Source organism: Phycisphaeraceae bacterium (assembly GCA_019454185.1).
Taxonomy (GTDB): Bacteria; Planctomycetota; Phycisphaerae; order Phycisphaerales; family UBA1924; genus JAHBWV01.
Genome location: CP075368.1, coordinates 2,830,720 through 2,847,400, shown reverse-complemented (window position 1 = coordinate 2,847,400; position 16,681 = coordinate 2,830,720). Strand labels below are relative to the sequence as shown.

General features: G+C 65.3%; 18 protein-coding genes and 1 CRISPR repeat array (1 of these 19 cut by a window edge). Of the genes, 8 read left to right on the top strand and 10 right to left on the bottom strand.

Features of this window, described 5'->3' with window-relative positions:
- A CRISPR array of direct repeats spans window positions 1-205; the repeat unit is 36 nt; unit sequence AGTGTACCAGAGCGGCCCTTCGCGGCAGACCACGGC (it extends 3,461 nt beyond the left edge of the window).
- Between the two features lie 259 nt (window positions 206-464).
- Entirely contained in the window at window positions 465-785 is a 321-nt protein-coding gene (locus KF838_12140; protein ID QYK47528.1) for a histone H1-like repetitive region-containing protein, read from the bottom strand.
- Between the two features lie 349 nt (window positions 786-1,134).
- Between KF838_12140 and KF838_12135 the strand changes: the two genes are divergently transcribed.
- Together KF838_12135 and KF838_12130 are read left to right on the top strand one after the other, a co-directional pair.
- Entirely contained in the window at window positions 1,135-2,556 is a 1,422-nt protein-coding gene (locus tag KF838_12135) for a 3-deoxy-7-phosphoheptulonate synthase (protein QYK47527.1), read from the top strand.
- A 239-nt stretch (window positions 2,557-2,795) separates the two neighbouring features.
- Window positions 2,796-3,242, top strand: coding sequence for a CBS domain-containing protein (locus tag KF838_12130; GenBank protein ID QYK47526.1), 447 nt, complete (start codon window positions 2,796-2,798; stop codon window positions 3,240-3,242).
- 197 nt (window positions 3,243-3,439) lie between these two features.
- Here KF838_12130 and tnpA read toward each other — a convergent pair whose 3' ends face one another.
- The 5 genes from tnpA to KF838_12105 form a co-directional block, all read right to left on the bottom strand.
- Window positions 3,440-3,892: an IS200/IS605 family transposase gene (gene tnpA / locus KF838_12125; GenBank protein ID QYK47525.1), complete on the bottom strand. Its 453-nt coding sequence runs from the start codon at window positions 3,890-3,892 to the stop codon at window positions 3,440-3,442.
- A 269-nt stretch (window positions 3,893-4,161) separates the two neighbouring features.
- The gene (locus KF838_12120; protein ID QYK47524.1) at window positions 4,162-4,620 is read right to left on the bottom strand and encodes a hypothetical protein; all 459 of its coding nucleotides are present in this window, start codon (window positions 4,618-4,620) and stop codon (window positions 4,162-4,164) included.
- Complete coding sequence (locus KF838_12115; GenBank protein ID QYK47523.1) at window positions 4,617-4,958, bottom strand: hypothetical protein; 342 nt, start codon at window positions 4,956-4,958, stop codon at window positions 4,617-4,619. Before KF838_12115 ends, KF838_12120 begins: the two co-directional genes overlap by 4 nt.
- 194 nt (window positions 4,959-5,152) lie before the next feature.
- A complete protein-coding gene (gene dnaX, locus KF838_12110) occupies window positions 5,153-6,310 on the bottom strand; it encodes a DNA polymerase III subunit gamma/tau (GenBank protein QYK47522.1) in 1,158 nt (385 codons plus the stop codon).
- Window positions 6,311-6,371: 61 nt separating this feature from the next.
- Window positions 6,372-7,601, bottom strand: coding sequence for a hypothetical protein (locus tag KF838_12105; protein QYK47521.1), 1,230 nt, complete (start codon window positions 7,599-7,601; stop codon window positions 6,372-6,374).
- 254 nt (window positions 7,602-7,855) lie between these two features.
- On the opposite strand from KF838_12105, the gene KF838_12100 reads away from it, so the two are divergent.
- The 3 genes from KF838_12100 (at window position 7,856) to KF838_12090 (ending at window position 10,677) form a co-directional block, all read left to right on the top strand.
- The gene (locus tag KF838_12100) at window positions 7,856-8,953 is read left to right on the top strand and encodes a hypothetical protein (GenBank protein ID QYK47520.1); all 1,098 of its coding nucleotides are present in this window, start codon (window positions 7,856-7,858) and stop codon (window positions 8,951-8,953) included.
- 209 nt (window positions 8,954-9,162) lie between these two features.
- Complete coding sequence (locus KF838_12095; protein QYK47519.1) at window positions 9,163-9,624, top strand: hypothetical protein; 462 nt, start codon at window positions 9,163-9,165, stop codon at window positions 9,622-9,624.
- A gap of 150 nt (window positions 9,625-9,774) precedes the next feature.
- Window positions 9,775-10,677, top strand: a complete 903-nt coding sequence (locus KF838_12090) for a hypothetical protein (GenBank protein ID QYK47518.1) — start codon at window positions 9,775-9,777, stop codon at window positions 10,675-10,677.
- Between the two features lie 983 nt (window positions 10,678-11,660).
- Here the strand turns inward: KF838_12090 and KF838_12085 are convergent.
- Entirely contained in the window at window positions 11,661-11,825 is a 165-nt protein-coding gene (locus KF838_12085; GenBank protein ID QYK47517.1) for a hypothetical protein, read from the bottom strand.
- Between KF838_12085 and KF838_12080 the strand changes: the two genes are divergently transcribed.
- Complete coding sequence (locus KF838_12080) at window positions 11,824-12,369, top strand: hypothetical protein (GenBank protein ID QYK47516.1); 546 nt, start codon at window positions 11,824-11,826, stop codon at window positions 12,367-12,369. The genes KF838_12085 and KF838_12080 overlap by 2 nt on opposite strands.
- Window positions 12,370-12,456: 87 nt before the next feature.
- The gene (locus tag KF838_12075) at window positions 12,457-13,854 is read left to right on the top strand and encodes a hypothetical protein (GenBank protein QYK47515.1); all 1,398 of its coding nucleotides are present in this window, start codon (window positions 12,457-12,459) and stop codon (window positions 13,852-13,854) included.
- Between the two features lie 80 nt (window positions 13,855-13,934).
- On the opposite strand, the gene KF838_12070 is transcribed toward KF838_12075, so the two are convergent.
- Together KF838_12070 and KF838_12065 are read right to left on the bottom strand one after the other, a co-directional pair.
- Window positions 13,935-14,156: a hypothetical protein gene (locus tag KF838_12070; GenBank protein ID QYK47514.1), complete on the bottom strand. Its 222-nt coding sequence runs from the start codon at window positions 14,154-14,156 to the stop codon at window positions 13,935-13,937.
- 91 nt (window positions 14,157-14,247) lie between these two features.
- On the bottom strand, window positions 14,248-15,096 hold the full coding sequence (locus KF838_12065; GenBank protein QYK47513.1) for a transposase: 849 nt from the start codon (window positions 15,094-15,096) through the stop codon (window positions 14,248-14,250).
- 95 nt (window positions 15,097-15,191) lie between these two features.
- Between KF838_12065 and KF838_12060 the strand changes: the two genes are divergently transcribed.
- On the top strand, window positions 15,192-15,488 hold the full coding sequence (locus tag KF838_12060; protein QYK47512.1) for a hypothetical protein: 297 nt from the start codon (window positions 15,192-15,194) through the stop codon (window positions 15,486-15,488).
- Here the strand turns inward: KF838_12060 and KF838_12055 are convergent.
- On the bottom strand, window positions 15,478-16,308 hold the full coding sequence (locus KF838_12055) for an alpha/beta hydrolase (protein ID QYK47511.1): 831 nt from the start codon (window positions 16,306-16,308) through the stop codon (window positions 15,478-15,480). The two genes, KF838_12060 and KF838_12055, sit on opposite strands and share 11 nt — an antisense overlap.
- Window positions 16,309-16,681 lie beyond the last annotated feature (373 nt).

Genomic DNA, 16,681 nt, shown 5'->3' with positions numbered 1-16,681 from the left:
CCACGGCCGGCTCGCGCGTGATCACGGACACGACGAAAGTGTACCAGAGCGGCCCTTCGCGGCAGACCACGGCATCGCCTCCAGCGACGCGCACCGTGATCCCAGTGTACCAGAGCGGCCCTTCGCGGCAGACCACGGCGGCATGATCGTTGGCGCGCCGCTGATCTCTAGTGTACCAGAGCGGCCCTTCGCGGCAGACCACGGCGGCCCGAGCGAAGGGACGTAGTCCCAAGCGAGGGCCGCCGCAAAAATCAAAAACGCTGACCGAGTCCCCTGCCCAGTCAAGTTCCGCGTCGTCCCACCCGCTCCCTAAACGACGAACGGCCGCGGGGGTGCCGCGGCCGTGTCGTGCGATAGATTGTGAAGATCGGATCAGCCGCCGTTGCGTCCCTGCGGGGGGCTGGACCCATGTTCTTCGCATCGCGCCGCGCATCCGTGGGCGGGCGAGCGGAGTCGTGTGCGGCTCAGGCGGCGCGACGACGAGCGCCGGTGTTGATCGAGCGGTTGAAGGAGAAGGTCTTGGGCGCGGTCTTGCGGGCCGTGGTCTTGCGAGCGGTCGTCTTGCGGGCCGTGCTCTTCTTCGCGCTCTTGCGAGCGGTGCTCTTCTTGGCCTTGGTCGTCTTCTTGAAAGAGTTCTTCCAGGAAGACGTGCGGGCCGTCGTCTTGCGGGCCGGGCTCTTGCGAGCGGTCGTCTTACGGGCGGTGGTCTTGCGCGATTTCGTCCGCTTGGCGGGGCTCTTGCGAGCGGTCGTCTTGCGGGCGGTACGGCGGGTACGGGTCGGCATTGGCTTGCTCCTGATCCCGGTCGGGATCAAACGTGAGGGCCGACTGGTGCGCCGGCCTCGGACTGCTGCCTTCGGGACGGGCCGGGCCACTCGGCCGACCTTCGAACGCCCCACGGCGTCGCCGCGATAACCCGCGGCAGACCTCGCCCATCGTCACCACAGCACCCCCGAGTTGAGCAGTGCACCGGAAAAGACGGAAAAATCAGAGGATTGATGCGAAACCGGGCCAAAGTTGCGCCCTTCGAGGTCACACGCGCAACCATTCTCTTGTGCGCGCTCTGACCGGCGGGCCGGGTGTCGGGCGTTGTTGCCTCACCCCGATGCGATGGAAGGTCGATTCGAGAGAACCATGACGACGCCAGTCCAACCGGGTTCGGAGAGCGCAGCCCCGGGCGCGGGCACACGCCCATGGAGCCCGGACTCGTGGCGGAGCCGCGTCGAGGCGCAGCGGATCGAGTACCCGGACGCCAACGCGGTCGAGCGCGAGGTCGCGAAGCTGGGCTCGCTCCCGCCCCTGGTCACGTCGTGGGAGATCGAGAAACTCAAGCAGGAGATCGCCGACGCCCAGGAGGGGAGGCGGTTCGTGCTGCAAGGGGGCGACTGCGCCGAGACGCTGGACGACTGCACGCCCGGCGCGATCACCAACAAGCTCAAGATCCTGATGCAGATGTCGCTCGCGCTGGTCTGGGGCGGTCGGAAGCCCGTGGTCCGGATCGGGCGATTCGCGGGCCAGTACGCCAAGCCGCGCTCCAGCGCGATCGAGACGCGCGAGATCAACGGCGCTCGGGTGTCGCTCCCGAGCTACTTCGGGGATCTCGTGAACGGCGCGCCCTTCACACCCGAGGCGCGGACGCCCAACCCGCACCTGCTCGTCCGCGCGTACCAGCACGCGGCGTTGACGCTGAACTTCATCCGCGCGCTGGTCGAGGGCGGCTTCGCCGACATCCACCACCCGGAGTACTGGGATCTCTCGTTCATGCGCCACGCCTCGCTGCCCGCGGACCTTCGGGCCCAGTACGAGCAGATGACGCGCTCGCTCGCCGACGGGCTGCGCTTCATGGAGGTGCTGGGCGAGGCCCGTGTCGAAGAGCTGACACGCGTCGAGTTCTTCACGAGCCACGAGGGGCTGAGTCTCCTGTACGAGTCGGCCCAGACGCGGCGCGTGCCGCGCCGCGAGGGACATTACAACCTCTCCACCCACCTGCCGTGGATCGGCGAGCGCACGCGTCAGATCGACGGCGCGCACGTCGAGTACTTCCGCGGCATCCAGAACCCCGTGGGGATCAAGATCGGGCCCGCGACCTCGCCCGCCGATGTGCGCGACCTCGTCCGGGTGCTGAATCCGACGGGCGAGCGCGGCAAGATCGTGCTGATCACGCGCCTCGGCGCGGGCCGTGCCGCCGAGCGCATCCCCGCGCTCGTCGAGGGTGTCCGCGGTGCCGGTTCGCCCGTGCTCTGGATCTGCGACCCGATGCACGGCAACACCGTCTCGACGGCTTCGGGGCTCAAGACTCGCTCGTTCGACGCGATCCGTGCCGAACTCGAGACGACCTACGACGCGCTCCGTGGCGCGGGGACCCACATGGGCGGCATCCACGTCGAACTGACGGGCGAGGACGTGACGGAGTGTGTCGGCGGCGCAACCGACATCACCGAGGACAACCTGCACACCAACTACGCCACGCTCTGCGACCCCCGTCTGAACTACCACCAGGCCCTCGAACTGGCCTTCGCGCTGGCGAGGCGGCTCTCACAAGACGCCGGGAAGTAAGGCGCGGAGGGCAGACGGGCCATAGAACAAATGACAAAGGGCCAGACTGCGGGATGAGCGATCAGGGCGGATTGGTGACGAAGCGAGGGGCAGAGGGCATGTACTTTCCAATGCCCAATGGCGAATGCCGAATGCCGAATGCCAGAATCCCCTTGGATCCGTCACCTGTTTCTGGTAGACTGCGCTGCAGAGAGTCTCGTGGCCGGAGGAGCGAGGGAGTTCCAGGAAGGAGCCCCAGGATGCCCACCGTTGCAGACGTGCTGACCAACAAGGCAGGCCGCGGCGTAGCCGCCATCGTGACCGTCGCGCCCGAGGACCGCGTGCTCGACGCGGTGAAGGTGATGAACGATCACCGCATCGGCAGCGTGATCGTTGTCGATCGCCAGTCGGGGAAGATGGCCGGCATCTTCACCGAGCGCGACCTCTTGACGCGCGTCGTCGCCGAGGGCAGAAACCCCGAGCAGACCACCGTCTCGGACGTGATGACCAAGCGGGTCGTCTGCTGCTCGCGCGAGACGAACGCCGACGAGCTGCGGGCCGTGATCCGCGAGAAGCACGTGCGCCATATCCCGGTTGTCGATGACGAGAAGCCCGTGGGCATGGTCTCGATCGGCGACCTCAACATGGTCCACACCCAGGAACTCGAACAGACCGTGCAGTACCTCGAGTTGTATCTGCGGAGCTGAGCGACTGGATCAAAGCAGTGCCCTCCTAGCGTTCCCGCACTCCCGCTTCGCCCGACAGGGCGCACGTTGCGAGTGGCTTCAGCCACTCGGCATGGATGCACAGCTTTCGTTCCTCAACTTCTGTCCGCGCCCCCTGGGCGCACGCTGTGTTGCGAGTGGCTTCAGCCACTCGGCGAAGAAGGCGGTCGGGTCCGTACTCACCCGAGTGCATCTTCGCGCGGGACCTGCAAGCCGTGCCGCTCAAGAATGGCCATGAACTCATCCTCGAAGCTCATGCGTGCGTGATGCTCCTTCTGTCGCCTGACATACTCGGACGCGGCGTCGAGGGATGATCGGCTCACCGTGAACCCGCCGTATCCCTCCTGCCACGCGAAATCGGCGAGCGCGGGGAATTCCTCATGGATCCATCGCGAGGAGCGGCCCTTCAGGTGCCTCACCATGTCGGCGTGTGACAGATGTGAAGGGTACCGAAGCACCATATGTACATGATCGGGCATCCCGTTGAGTGCGATCATCTGGCATCCAAGATCACGCGCGATGCCGATGAGGAACGGAAAGAGACGGCTCTCCAGATCGGGCGTGATCCATGGCTTGCGGTGCCGCGTCGAGAAAATCAGATGGTAATAGTTCTGGGTCCACGCGCGTGGCATCAGCAAACTCCCGGGCTAACGGCGAATGTCCGGCCGTGCACTAGCTGCCCGCCCGTCCGCCCACAGGGCGGAAGATACCAGGGAATGAAGCAAGCCAACAGAGACACCCGCAGCAAGTGGCTGAAGCCACTCGCAACGTAACGCTCGCCCTCACGGGCGTGAAACCTGATCCATGATGCCCGCTCTGCCATGAGCCCGCACCGCGTGGACGGACCGACCGAAAAGGCGTTCGAGCGTCAAGCCACCCGAGCGACTTCCGCTCTGCCCACTCACCCGCCCGTCGTCACAGGCGGCGGCGTGCCGCCACCATCGCCACCGTCCTGCTGGGGCGGGTTCATCTTCTCCAATTCGTCGATCGTGGGGATCGTCTCGTTCTTGGCGCCGGGATGGCTCGGCGTGTTGTCCCGTGCGGCACGCGCCTCGAACGCCTCGACATGCTCCACGCGTGCGATCTTCCCGCCCCGCACGAGCACCTGGATCACCCCGTTCCCCTTGCCCATGTCCCAGTAGTAGTTGAACTCGTCGTGCTTCGTCACTTCATGCCCGACGATCTTGTTCCCCTCTTCAAGCGTCACGCCGATCAGCGAGCCCGCGGCCACGATCTTCTCCGCCTTGGCACGGGGCCTCTCGCATCCGGGCAACGACCCGAGCGTGACCGCCGCGCAGGCGATCACACAACCAGCCACGGCAAGGCGGGAGATCATCGGACGGCGGTTCGAGGCGTTCATGCGTTCGGCTCCGGTGTCACAGGGCGTTTCGAGACTGGCTCCACACGCACGATGTCGGCATCAAACGCCTTTCGTGCGGCGACCACGAGCGGGTGCTCCTTCGCGGCTTCCATTGTAACCGATGAATCCGACCCGCCGCGTGAGTCCGGCCCCTCGGCCGGAGCGGACTCCGGCGTGAGCACCGCGCGGAGGCGACGGCCGAGCGCGCCCGAGAGCGCGCGTGAGACATCATCGATCCGGGCCCGGAAGACGGCGATCGCTCCCATCGGCCCGACCAGCTCGACCTCCGTGGCCTCGATGCGGGCCACGCGCAACTGGTCGAGCGCGGTCGATGCCATCGACGAAGGGAACGCCGCACGCAGCGCGCCGATCGGATCCGCCGCGCCGGGCGATCGGCTCGCATCGGCACGCGCCTGCTGCGATTCAACCTGTGCCGCGGGCTCGGGGGCCGAGGCGATCGGGGGCGTCTGGACCGGTGTTCGCGGCGGCGCGGAGCGAACGGGAGGCGACGCCTCACCCGCTCCGACCGCCGTCAGCGTTTTTTTGCGCCGGCCCCCGCTGGCTCCGCGGCACGCTGCGCGCCGGAGACCGACTTCGAGGCCGTGATCACCGCGGTCACATCCGCCAGCTTCTCCGTCAGCGCAAGACGCACAACCAGCGCCTCAAGCAGCGCGCGCGGAGCCGACGAACGCTTCGCGGCCTGCTGCACGTTCTCGCACAGCGCGATCATGTGGACGATCCCCGCGGCATCGAACCGCTTCGCGCGAGCCGCTTCCTCCGCGCGCGCTTCTTCGGAGAGGTCCACGAGCGTGGTCTCCGGGCCGCACGCCGCGAGAACCATCAGGTCGCGCAGGCGCTCGACAATCGCGTCGAGCATCTGGTCGATGGAGTTCCCGCGCGAGAGCAGCGCGTCCGCCGCCTTGAGGGCCTCGCCCGCGTCCCCCTCGGCGATGCGATCGATGAGTGTTCCCGTGAGCTCGCGATCGGGGAGGCCGAGCAGCTCTTCCAGCAACCTGACCGTGAGCTTCTTCTCGCCGGATGCCATCAGCCGGTCGAGCAGCGAGAGCGCGTCCCGCATGGAGCCGTTGCCGAGCTTCGCGACCGCGTGCAGCAGCTCGGGCTCGGCGGTGCGCTCCTCGCTCTTCACGACGCTGCGCAGGTGCTCGGCGATCTGCGACGCGGGGATGTTGCGGAAATCGAACCGCTGGCAGCGCGACGCGATCGTCGCCGGGACCTTGTGCGCATCGGTCGTGCACAGGATGAACTTCACGTGCTCGGGGGGCTCCTCCATGGTCTTGAGCAGCGCGTTGAACGCGTTGTTCGAGAGCATGTGGACCTCGTCGATGATGTAGATCTTCAGACGCCCGCGCAGCGGCCGGTACGCCGCGTTCGCGATCAACTCGCGGACGTTATCGACGCCGGTGTTGCTCGCGGCGTCGATCTCGATGACATCGGTGTCCTTGCCCTGCATGATGAGCGCGTCGATCTCCGGGCTGCCCCCGTTCAGGGCCTTGGCGAAGATGCGCGCCATGGAGGTCTTGCCGACGCCCCGCGTGCCGCAGAAGAGGTACGCGTGCGCAACGCGGTCGGTGTCGATGGCGTTCTTGAGCGTCCTGGCGATCGCCTCCTGCCCGACGACAGAGTCGAAATCCTGGGAGCGGTATCGGCGTGCGAGAACGGTGTAGGCCATGGTGGGCGATTGTAGGGAGAGCGGCGCCGCCCTCGGCCGGGACCACTCCCCCGCCGCTCGCTCATGGCTTCCGGGGCAGTTCCGCCCTCAGCACCGCCGACGAGTGCATCGGCGGGTACTTGATCGCCAGACGGATCGCACGGAAATCTCGCATGTCCCAACCGGCCCGCTCCATCGTGTACGCCACCATCTCGTCGTAGCGAGGGATAAGAGACGTCCCCACCACGGGTGGCACGCCCGACAGCTCCGCCGGTCTTTCGTGGACGGGGATCGTGTGCGTCTCGATGTCCCCGGGCTCGTTGCCGTGCAGGTGCCCGATGTAGTGAAGTCTCGGAGTCATCAGAAAGTCGAGATCGCGATGCGCAATCAGATCGAACTGCATCATCTCGGTCGGCATCGTCGCCTGTGAGCCGAGCTCGGCGAACGTGTCCTGTTCGGTCCGCCAGCGCGAAGCGGCGCCGCGTGCGAGCGTCCCGAAGAAGCACGTGAACGCACCAGTGTTCCCGATCGGCCCCCCCATGAGCTCGTAGACCCAGCCGCGACGCGTCTTCGAGGCGTGGACCTCCGGCATGTTGGGCGAGCAGAATGCCCCGAGCAGTTTCGGGCCGGGTGAGTCGGCGTACGCGGGGTCCAGTGCTCGCTCGCCCGGGGCGTTGGACGCGGGCGTGCCGTCATCGTTATAGAAGGATGGACGGAAGAGCGGCCACCGGATGTTGGCCCGCAATCTCCTGACATCCACAAGCCCACCCACCAGCCCGAGGTCGAGCAGGTCAGGGTTCTCGCGGTTCGGCGCGATGAACGATGTCGTGCATCGAACGCGCGCCTGCAACCCCCACACGCCGCTGTTCCCACGGAACGCCAGCTTCCGGCTGTGCTCCAGACGCTCGCCCGCTCCCGCGCTGCCCATGCTGTCCAGAATCAGGTCGAGTGTTGCGCGATCGCCGGTGTGGATCTCCACCACCTTGTCAAAGTCGCGCTGCGCCTCGCGCACGCTCTCGAGCAGCGTCTCGGCCACCCCCGCCTTCCGTGCCGCCTTCAGAAGGATCTCAATCCCCTCTGCACCCGGCAGGTGTTGGAGCGACTGATACAGATCATTCCCCCCGAGCACCTTCGACACCTTCCAGGTCAGATTGCGATTCACGCCCAGGCGCCGAGCCATCTCCTGCGGCTCCGCGGCGTCCAGCAACGCGGCATCCAGGACGCTTCCGATCGATCGACGCACACGCTGGAACGCCGTCGTCAGATGCTCCTCAAAGGCCGGAACACGCTGTGTGGATTGAAGATGCATCACGAGTCGAAATCAGACTTTCAGACACTAATATACGAACGTAATACGAACAAGTTGTCCGGCAATGGGTGTAACAATGGGCCACAGACTCAGCGTAGCAGAAAAGTCGCGAGCACGCCACGAATGTCTACGAAAATGTTTATATAAACACTTGCGAAGACGGGGCTGCTTCGGTACAGTGGTCCTCGACACCAACCGCCCGCGCGTGTTCGCCACAGGGAGGCGCCGCACCTCGGGCTTCACAACGGAGTATTGAAATGACCGTCCGCACGCTTCTCGCTCTCGCAGCAGTCACCGCTGTCTCGGGCTTCGCCCACGCCCAGTTCCACAACCTCGGTACCGGCTGGTGGCCTTCCGACGCCACCAACGGCGGGCTCGTCGTCGGTTCCGACCAGAACCCCGATGGACCCGTCTACACCTGGACCGCAGGAGCCGGTCGTGTCAACATCGGCGGGGGGATGCGCGGCGGCCAGGTCAACATCTCCCACGACGGCGCGTACATCTCCGGAACGCTCCTCAACGGCGCGTCGGGCTTCTACGAGATGGGCCGCTACAGCACCGCGTCCTCCACGTGGACCTCGCTCGGCTCGCTCGGCGCATCCTCTGATGGCTCCGCTTCCAGCGGCTGGGGGATCTCCGGCGATGGCAACACGGTTGTCGGCCTCGGTTGGATCAACGCCGGCTCGGCACACGCGATCAACTGGACCGCGGGATCGGGCGTCGCTGACATGGGCTCAACCGTTGCGGGTCGCTCGACTCGCGCCAATGCCGCGAACTATGACGGATCCGTCATCGTCGGCTGGCAGGACGCCACTGACGGCTTCCGCCAGGCGGCGGTGTGGCGCAACGGCGTCCAGACCGTCATCACAGATCAGGACGGCTTCTCTGTCAGCGAGGCGAGCGATGTGGACTCGGCCGGCACCTGGGTCGTCGGCGGCAATGGCCCCACCTCTCAGGCCTGGCGCTGGAGCGAGGCCACAGGCCTGCAGGAACTCGGCATGCTCGCTGGCGGGTTCTTTGTCAGAGGCAGCGCCACATCTATCAGCGGCGACGGCTCGACCATCGTCGGCTTCGAGCGCGGCTTCGGCTTCCCCACGGGCGGCGAGGGGTTCATCTGGCGCGAGGGCATGGGCATGGTCAACCTGACCACCTATGTCCAGTCGCTCGGCATCGACACGCAGGGGATCATCCTCTCGCTGCCGCTCGGCATCTCCGAGGATGGCAAGACCATCGTCGGCGCTGGTCGCCCCGAAGGCGGCTTCGGCATCATCGGATGGTCCGTGACGATCCCCACCCCCGGCTCGCTCGCGGTGCTCGGCCTCGGCGGCCTGCTCGCGGCTCGCCGGCGCCGCTGAACCCGCGTCTGCTCTGGCTGAACTCCTGAGCCGGCACGATCAACCTCGGCACATCGTGCCGACAACACGCGACCTCCAACGCAGCCGCCGATCCCGCAAGGGGTCGGCGGTTGTCCCTTGGGTGTGAGACGTAGTGCAGCCCCGTGTGAAGTGCCGAGTGCCGCTTGAGAGATGCCGCACCGAGCGAGTGCCCGAGTAGACTGGCAGCCGTGCAACTCTCACCCATGCTCATCTGGAACGCGGCCGCGATCGCGCTGGGCGTGATCGGGGGCGGGCTGTTCCTGTGGGCGATGTTCTGGGATCGGGCGCGTGGGCGGCTGCGGTGCCCGAAGTGCTGGTACGACATGAAGGGGGCGGTGGAGGCGAAGGCGGAGGGACCGTGGACGTGTTCGGAGTGTGGGAGGGTGAGCCGCACGGAGAGGCGGCTGAGACGCACCAAGAAGCGGAAGTTGATCGCGACGCTCGCGACCACGCTCATCATGTTGGTGCTGTATGGCTGGACAACACGCGACCGCGTGATTGCGCGAGGATGGATCGGTGCAGTACCCACAATGGTGCTCGTCTCGATACCGGCCGGGTATGACAAGTGGTCATCGCTCTATCTCAATCACCGCTTCGATGGAACGCCGCCTGTCCAATCTGGGAGCATCAAGCACGAGTGCATGAGGTGATACTTGGCCGGCGACATGCGAGTGCCGCACATGTGGGTGTGGCGACGAACGCTCCAAGCAGACTTGCGGCGTGCTGGCTGCGGCGACTTAGTCAAACAGGATCTGTCAGCTCACTCAGAGAATCGTGGAGACGACGACCCTCAATGCGGCGTGATCCAACGCTCACTCGTCCTTCGCCCCGTGCTGAGCCGAGGCGATCGCGCGAACTGGCCACAGGATCGCCTCCTCAACGAATGGCGCCTCGCGTGCGACGAGGTTGCCAAGCAGCCGCTGAGCATGAACAGTTGGGCTATCGGCTTTCCACGCGGCGATCCCTCGTCCATGTCGCTCCATATTGCCATGGCCAGCGAGTCTCTCTTTGTCGGGCCGCGTTGCGCGATGCTGCGACTCTCGCAGTTCGATGCCGCACTTCGAGTCGCTGCCACCGCACCCTCGCTCATCCCATCGCGATCAGCCCACGATCTGTCGGCCCTGCGCGAGCTTGAGGCCATTCCGTGCGACACGACCTCAGATGGGGATGTCTCGCTCGATGATGCCTCCACGAGGTTGGAGCGCCTCACCGGACGAAGCGTGCGATTCACACGCGCAAGGGATCGCCCAAGCAAAGCCGTGGACATGAGAGACGCACACCACGTGGCGGACTTCTGCGACCGCATCGCCCACGCATTGAGGCCATCTCCAGGATATGACAAGGTGCTCTGGACGATCACCGATCAGGAGATTGAGTTCTTCATGCCGCTCGAACGACCGTGTATGCTGGAACCACGTGTCTACTCCATCGAAGAGCTCCTTGACAAACGTCTCCCACTCGATAGCACGACGACGAACCGCACATCCGAGCGCGAAGCGCTTCTGCAGGCCCTTCGCACATTCTCCTTCAAACAAAGCGGTGTAGGCAGCTCAGATGATCGCGTTGTTGCCATTGGCTCATGGCTGGTTGTCAACGCCACTGCGACCACCCATGCCCGTGTCGCTCGATTCCTGATGGAGTATGCAGCGGAAGACCACGAACTAAACGCCAATGAGCAGCGCGGGCAGAACACCGGACGATAGAGCATCCAAGTTGAACGACAAGCGCCCGGCGGGCTGCCACACCGGGCAGGGTTTCATGCGCCACGCCCACTCGTCGAACGGTTCTTGCCTGCGGCGTAAGGCGAACACTCCATAAGTCTGCCCGCGGAGTCGTGGTATGCTCCGGTCATGTCCCTCAGCCCGGCCCTCATATGGAATGCAGCCGCGATCGCTCTCGGCGTGATCGGCGGCGTGCTTTTCCTATGGGCGATGTTCTGGGATCGGCCGCGTGGGCGGCTGCGGTGCCCGAAGTGCTGGTATGACATGAAGGGGGCTGTGGAAGCAGCGGCTGAGCCGCCGTGGACGTGTTCGGAGTGCGGGAGGGTGAGCCGCACGGAGAGGCGGCTGAGGAAGGCGAGGAGGCGGCCATGGACTGCGACGTTCGCGGCGGTGGCGATTCTGCTTGCGGTCTATGGCTGGAGCGCGCGTGATCGCGTGCTGGCGCGAGGGTGGATTGGGGCGGTGCCGACGACTGCGCTGGTGGTCGTTCCCGGGCTGCATGATGAGCACACACTGCCAGGGGTCTGGAGTGACTGGTCGGCGTGGCCGGCACCCATGGCACCCCCAACGTGGCGTGATAAAGTTCGAAGCGAGCGTACAGCGCGGCTCGACGCTCGCGCGATAGGTCCTATTCAGTCGCGTCTGTGGGCACGCACAATCGTCCGGGACCTCGGGCGCGTCGGAATTGTGCCGCTTGACATGTCACGCGGTGTCCCCACGAGACCAACGAGAGTCGGGGAGCGCGTAAACGCCGCGGTGCCGGTTGTTGCCTCGATCGACATCCGGACACTTGTGAAACGCACACGCAGCGTCAGCAGGGGCCGGAGTACGGAGGAGCGGCGGCTCACCATCGAAGAGCTTCTCAAGAGCGTTTCCAGCGGTGCCTCGCTTATTGCCGACTTTCGACTCGATCGCGACTCCGGGCATTTGCCTCAGCATTCGCCAAGCGCATTATGCGTCGATCTTCACAGCGTTCTGTTGTTCTTTGGTCCGCCGGACTCGGTCAGGCGTGCAAAGGTGTGTGCGGACTTGCTCTTGTCGGCGTCGAACACTCGCACCGCGGTGCCGAAGGATTCCTTGGCAGACCTGGCTGTTGCAGACTCATTCCGTAACCTGGCACTGCCGCACATGAACGCCAGTCCCACGCTTGACGAACTATGCCGCGTGATTGAGGAGGTCTCCGGGCGTCGCGTCTTCCTTGATCCGACTCTCGTAGACACTGGCGCAAGGGTGGATCTGCCGCCGCGGGCGACGGTGAGCGAGGCATGCGATGCTCTCGTCGCGGCACTGTCGGTTCCGAGCTCGCGCGACCGCATCCATTGGACGCATTCCAGTGCTGGCATCGAGGTAGGAGATCGTCGGGCACTCTTTCACTGTGTGGCACCGCGCGTGTACTCGCTGAAGCCGTTGCTCGTTGAAGACGGGAACGGCTTGACGAGAGACGATCTCGGCCGTGCGGGTGCCGTTCAGCCCACTCTTGATGAACTGATCCGGCGCGCGGCAGATGAAGGCTGGATCGACAACGGCGCAAACATCCGGGCGGTTGGTTCTCTCTTCGTGGTCAACTCGACGCCCGCGGTTCACGCCCGCGTCGCGCGGTTCCTGATGGATTACGCCGCGCCGGAGCGCGAGTCGGTCCCGCCGGCACGACCGCAGCCCGGTAGCGGGGGATGACCCGCACGCCATGGGTGACGCCTCGACGTGAGGCAGAAACGGGCGACAACATCACGCTCGATCCGCGCGTCGTGGTATGCTCCATCCGTGGCTCTCTCCCCCGCTCTCATCTGGAATGCGGTTGCGATTGCGCTCGGCGTGATGGGGGGCGTGCTGTTTCTGTGGGCGATGTTCTGGGATCGGGCGCGTGGGCGGCTGCGGTGCCCGAAGTGCTGGTATGACATGAAGGGGGCTGTGGAAGCAGCGGCTGAGCCGCCGTGGACGTGTTCGGAGTGTGGCAAGGTGAGCCGCACGGAGAGGCGGCTGAGGAAGGCGAGGAGGCGGCCATGGACGGCGACATTCGCGGCGGTGGCGATTCTGTTTGCGCTCTACGGCTGGAGTGCGCGTGATCGGGTGCTGGCGCGAGGGTGGATCGGGGCGGTGCCGACCATCGCTCTCGCGGCGTTCGCGCCGATGGATGATGTGACGTGGCAAGCAGCTTTGTTTCAGACAAGATCACCGGCCATGTTCACGTTCCCGGCCCCGCCGCCCCCGCCACCCCCGCCACCCCCGCCACCCGCATCCAATCTTGGCGAGCGCTTCATGATTGAGCTCGTTACTCGAATGAACTCGGGCGATATGTCGATGGTCGCATGGCGTATCGCAACCGAGCGCCTCGATGACAATGTCGCGGAGGAGATGCTTCACACGAGGGATGTGTGGCCGCGCGATGTCGCCGCGTGGGCATCTGCAACGATGCCCGACCGGCTTGGCGTCCTCTCGCGGACCTTCAGGGTTCGCGCACGACAGGTGGGCTCGCGAGAATGGTCGTACGCTGGCCCGACGCCCGGCTTATCAATTGGCACGCGCGGCGCACTTGGTTGGCTCGATCTCGGAAACGCGGAAGGCGATTGCGTCAACATCGAGGTCGAACTGCTGATCCAGCGGAAGGTCACAAAGAAGCGAGGCGGACAGCATATCAAGCGGGCCGTCAAGGACGGCGTCGTTTGGCGAGACAGGATCGTGATCGCGAGGGTCGTCGACACCCCGCTTGAGTCGATCATCCGCCCTTCGACGAATCAGGAGGACTGGCGGCGGCTTATGGCCACTGTGTCCGTCGCGCTTTCGTTCGATTCTGGTGGCGGCGTTGGACTGCACTTCCGTCAGATCGGCGGCCGGGCCGCGAGCGCGCAGGCGTGCGCCGTCGGCTTTCGCGTCGAGGTGCTACGGAACGGCCTGGTCGTAGCCACTGGCGCATACCTGCTCCCATACTCCAACAGCATGTGGAAATCGCCCAGCATCGCCCGTCTTCATTGGTTGGTGCTGCCTCCCACGCGCGACACGCTGTCGAGCGACCAGTGGGACGTTCGACTGACCGGAGACCCACGAGTCGCGATCTGCGACTATGAACGCGACACGTACTGGCATGGCTCATTCACGATGCCGATGAGCACCGTCGAGACCACTTCACCATTCCACATCGTGCGTCCGGCTGGCGGACCGTGACAGAAGTGCTGGTATGCTGAGGCGATGTCCCTCTCAGCCACTGTCGTCTGGATCGTTGCCGGAGAGGTCACGCGGCAGCTTCATGCCGCGATCACCTCGTCACGCACATAGTGGAGCCGGATCATCTTCGGACGCTCCGCATCGTCAAAGTGGCAGGCGACTGCGTCGCGTAGCGCCTGCTTCAGGGCATCGAGCGTCGCTGCCTGCGTTACGACCGAGTGTCCGAGCGCGGAGGCGACGAAGCCGCCCTCCGGGTCGTCCTCGACGATGAACACGATCTCGGTGCTGGTCGGCTTGCTCATGTTTCACCTCTGGGCCGCCGGAACGCGGCTTCGGACTTCACGCCCACTCCACCGTTGCCCGCCCGGCCCCCGAGCGCGAGAGCTTTTTGCGTCATCGCTTCATTGCCTGTGTGTGTCGATCAAGGATGATGATGGCTTGGATCCATCGACGGACCCGCTCGATGCCGCGCACGTGCGGCGGGATAAGCCCCACATGGTGGGTCATTTCCAGGCGTGCAAACACACGCTCGATCACGCGCCGGAGTGACAGCAGGCCCCTGCCGAAGCCCGTCATGCTCTGCTCCAGCATGTCGATGGCTCGACGGCGGTCCGGATGCGTTCCGGACCGCCGCACGCCGCGACCCACGCGGCAGTCCTTCCGCGGAACCACCAGTTGTCCGCCCTTGCACGCGCAGAGTTCATAGAGCTTCACGCTGTCGTAGTTCGAGTCGGCCAGCACATACCCGTTCAACTCCATGTCTCGCATCATCCGCTTGGCCATCACTGCTTCATGGCAGTGCATGGGCGTGAGACGCCAGGAGACGATCGAGCCCGCGAGATCGCAGATCGCATGGAGCTTGTAGCCGCGCAGTCCCCATGCGCCGAAGGTCGCGGTCCGGTCTCCGGAGTGCGAGGCGACGCGCAGGGCCTTGCCGTCAAGAGCCAGCACCAACGCTCCCGATGCAGAGACCAGATTCTCCGCCTCCGCCGCGGCAAGTAACGCCTGGACGCTGGTGGTTCTCAGCCGCCGGCTCATCCTGCTTGGCGAGGGCAATCGACCACGCCGCCACAACGGCCATGCATCGCGTCGGCACGCCCAGGAGGTGGGTCGTCGGTGCAAGACGGCCCAGAGAAAGGTCAGCACGATGTCCGCATCGGTGAAGGTGAAGCGACCGCCACGCGGGCTCCGATCCAGCTTCCGCACGCTCGCCGCCAACACCCTCCAACTCGCGTTGTCCATGCTCGGTCTCCTGTCTGGCAGCTCCACCAGTGGGACCGAGCATGGCATGAGCCATCAGATCGCGCAAGTCTCCACAATGGAAACACTTGGAACACATGGCGCAAAATGCTCTCGCGCCCGGGGCTCCCTTTGGGAGCGTCGCCTTCGGCGACTCGAAGGCGTTCAAAGGATGCGCTGCGCGGGGGACTTGTACCAGACCCTGCGGCGACGCCTTCGGCGTGCGCCTTGGGTCTGGCAACCGTCGCTCGCTGCTCCGCAGCGTCAGCATTGAGGGCAGGTGGTGGAATGCGGTCGGTGATGGCGCGAGTCAGCATCGAGTCGCGACGGGCGGCGACTTCGATGGCACGTGGGGAGTGTTGCGATTGGTGATGGGGCGGGGCGCTACTCGGTGATGAATGCGAGGAGATCAGCGTTCGTGATGTCGGCGTGGGTTGTGGCCATGCCGTGCGGGAGGCCGGGGTAGACCTTGAGGGTTGATCGTTTCAGGAGTTTGGCGGCGAGGCGTGCGGAGTTGTCGATGGGGACGATCTGGTCATCGTCGCCGTGCATGACGAGGGTCGGCACGTTGATGGATGTGAGATCGTCGGTGAAGTCGGTTTCTGAGAATGCCTTGATGCCGTCGTAGTGTGCCGCGGCGGAGCCCATCATGCCCTGTCGCCACCAGTTCTGGATGATGGCTTCTGAGGGCGTCGCGCCCGGGCGGTTGAAGCCGTAGAAGGGGCCGCTGGCGATGTCCCGGAAGAACTGTGAGCGGTTGGCGGCGAGTTGTCTGCGGAGTCCATCGAAGACTTCGATGGGGAGTCCGCCCGGGTACGCGGCGGTTCTGACCATGATCGGTGGAACGGCACCGATGAGGACGAGTTTGGCGACGCGGCCGTTGCCGTGTCTGGCGACGTATCGAGTGGCTTGGCCTCCTCCGGTTGAATGGCCGATGTGGACGGCGTTTCGGAGGTCGAGGTGTTCGACGAGTGCGGCGGTGTCGGCGGCGTAGTGGTCCATGTCGTGTCCGTCGGCGACCTGTGTGGAGCGGCCGTGGCCGCGCCGGTCGTGGGCGATGACTCGGTAGCCCTTGTGGAGGAAGTAGAGGAGTTGGGCGTCCCAGTCGTCGGCGGTGAGGGGCCAACCGTGATGGAAGACGAGAGGTTGTGCCGCCTTTGGACCCCAGTCTTTGAAGGAGATCTGGACGCCGTCTTTGGTGGTGACTGTCTGCATGAGGGGATCTCCTTCGATGGTTGTTGGATGATATCGGGCGCGATGGGTTACGCTGAGAGTGGGAATGGTGGGCGGCGCCCCCTGCAACCCACGGGGAGCGGAAGAGGAAGAAGTTTCAGTCGCTCCTCGCCCTGCTGGCTCGTGCGCGACTCAGAGGCGTTCATAAGGATGCGCTGCGCGGGGGTTTGTACCAGACCCTGCGGCGACCGCTGGCAACCATCGCTCGCTGCTCCGCAGCGTCGGAGGTGAGGGTGTCGGTGGTCGGCGGCACTTCGCGCGGATAAGTGGTTCAGCGAGTGAGCGAATGTGAGTGAGATGCGTGAAGTCGCGGCGGTGCGGAGGCGTAGCACCCCGGGCTCGCGCCCGGTGCTCC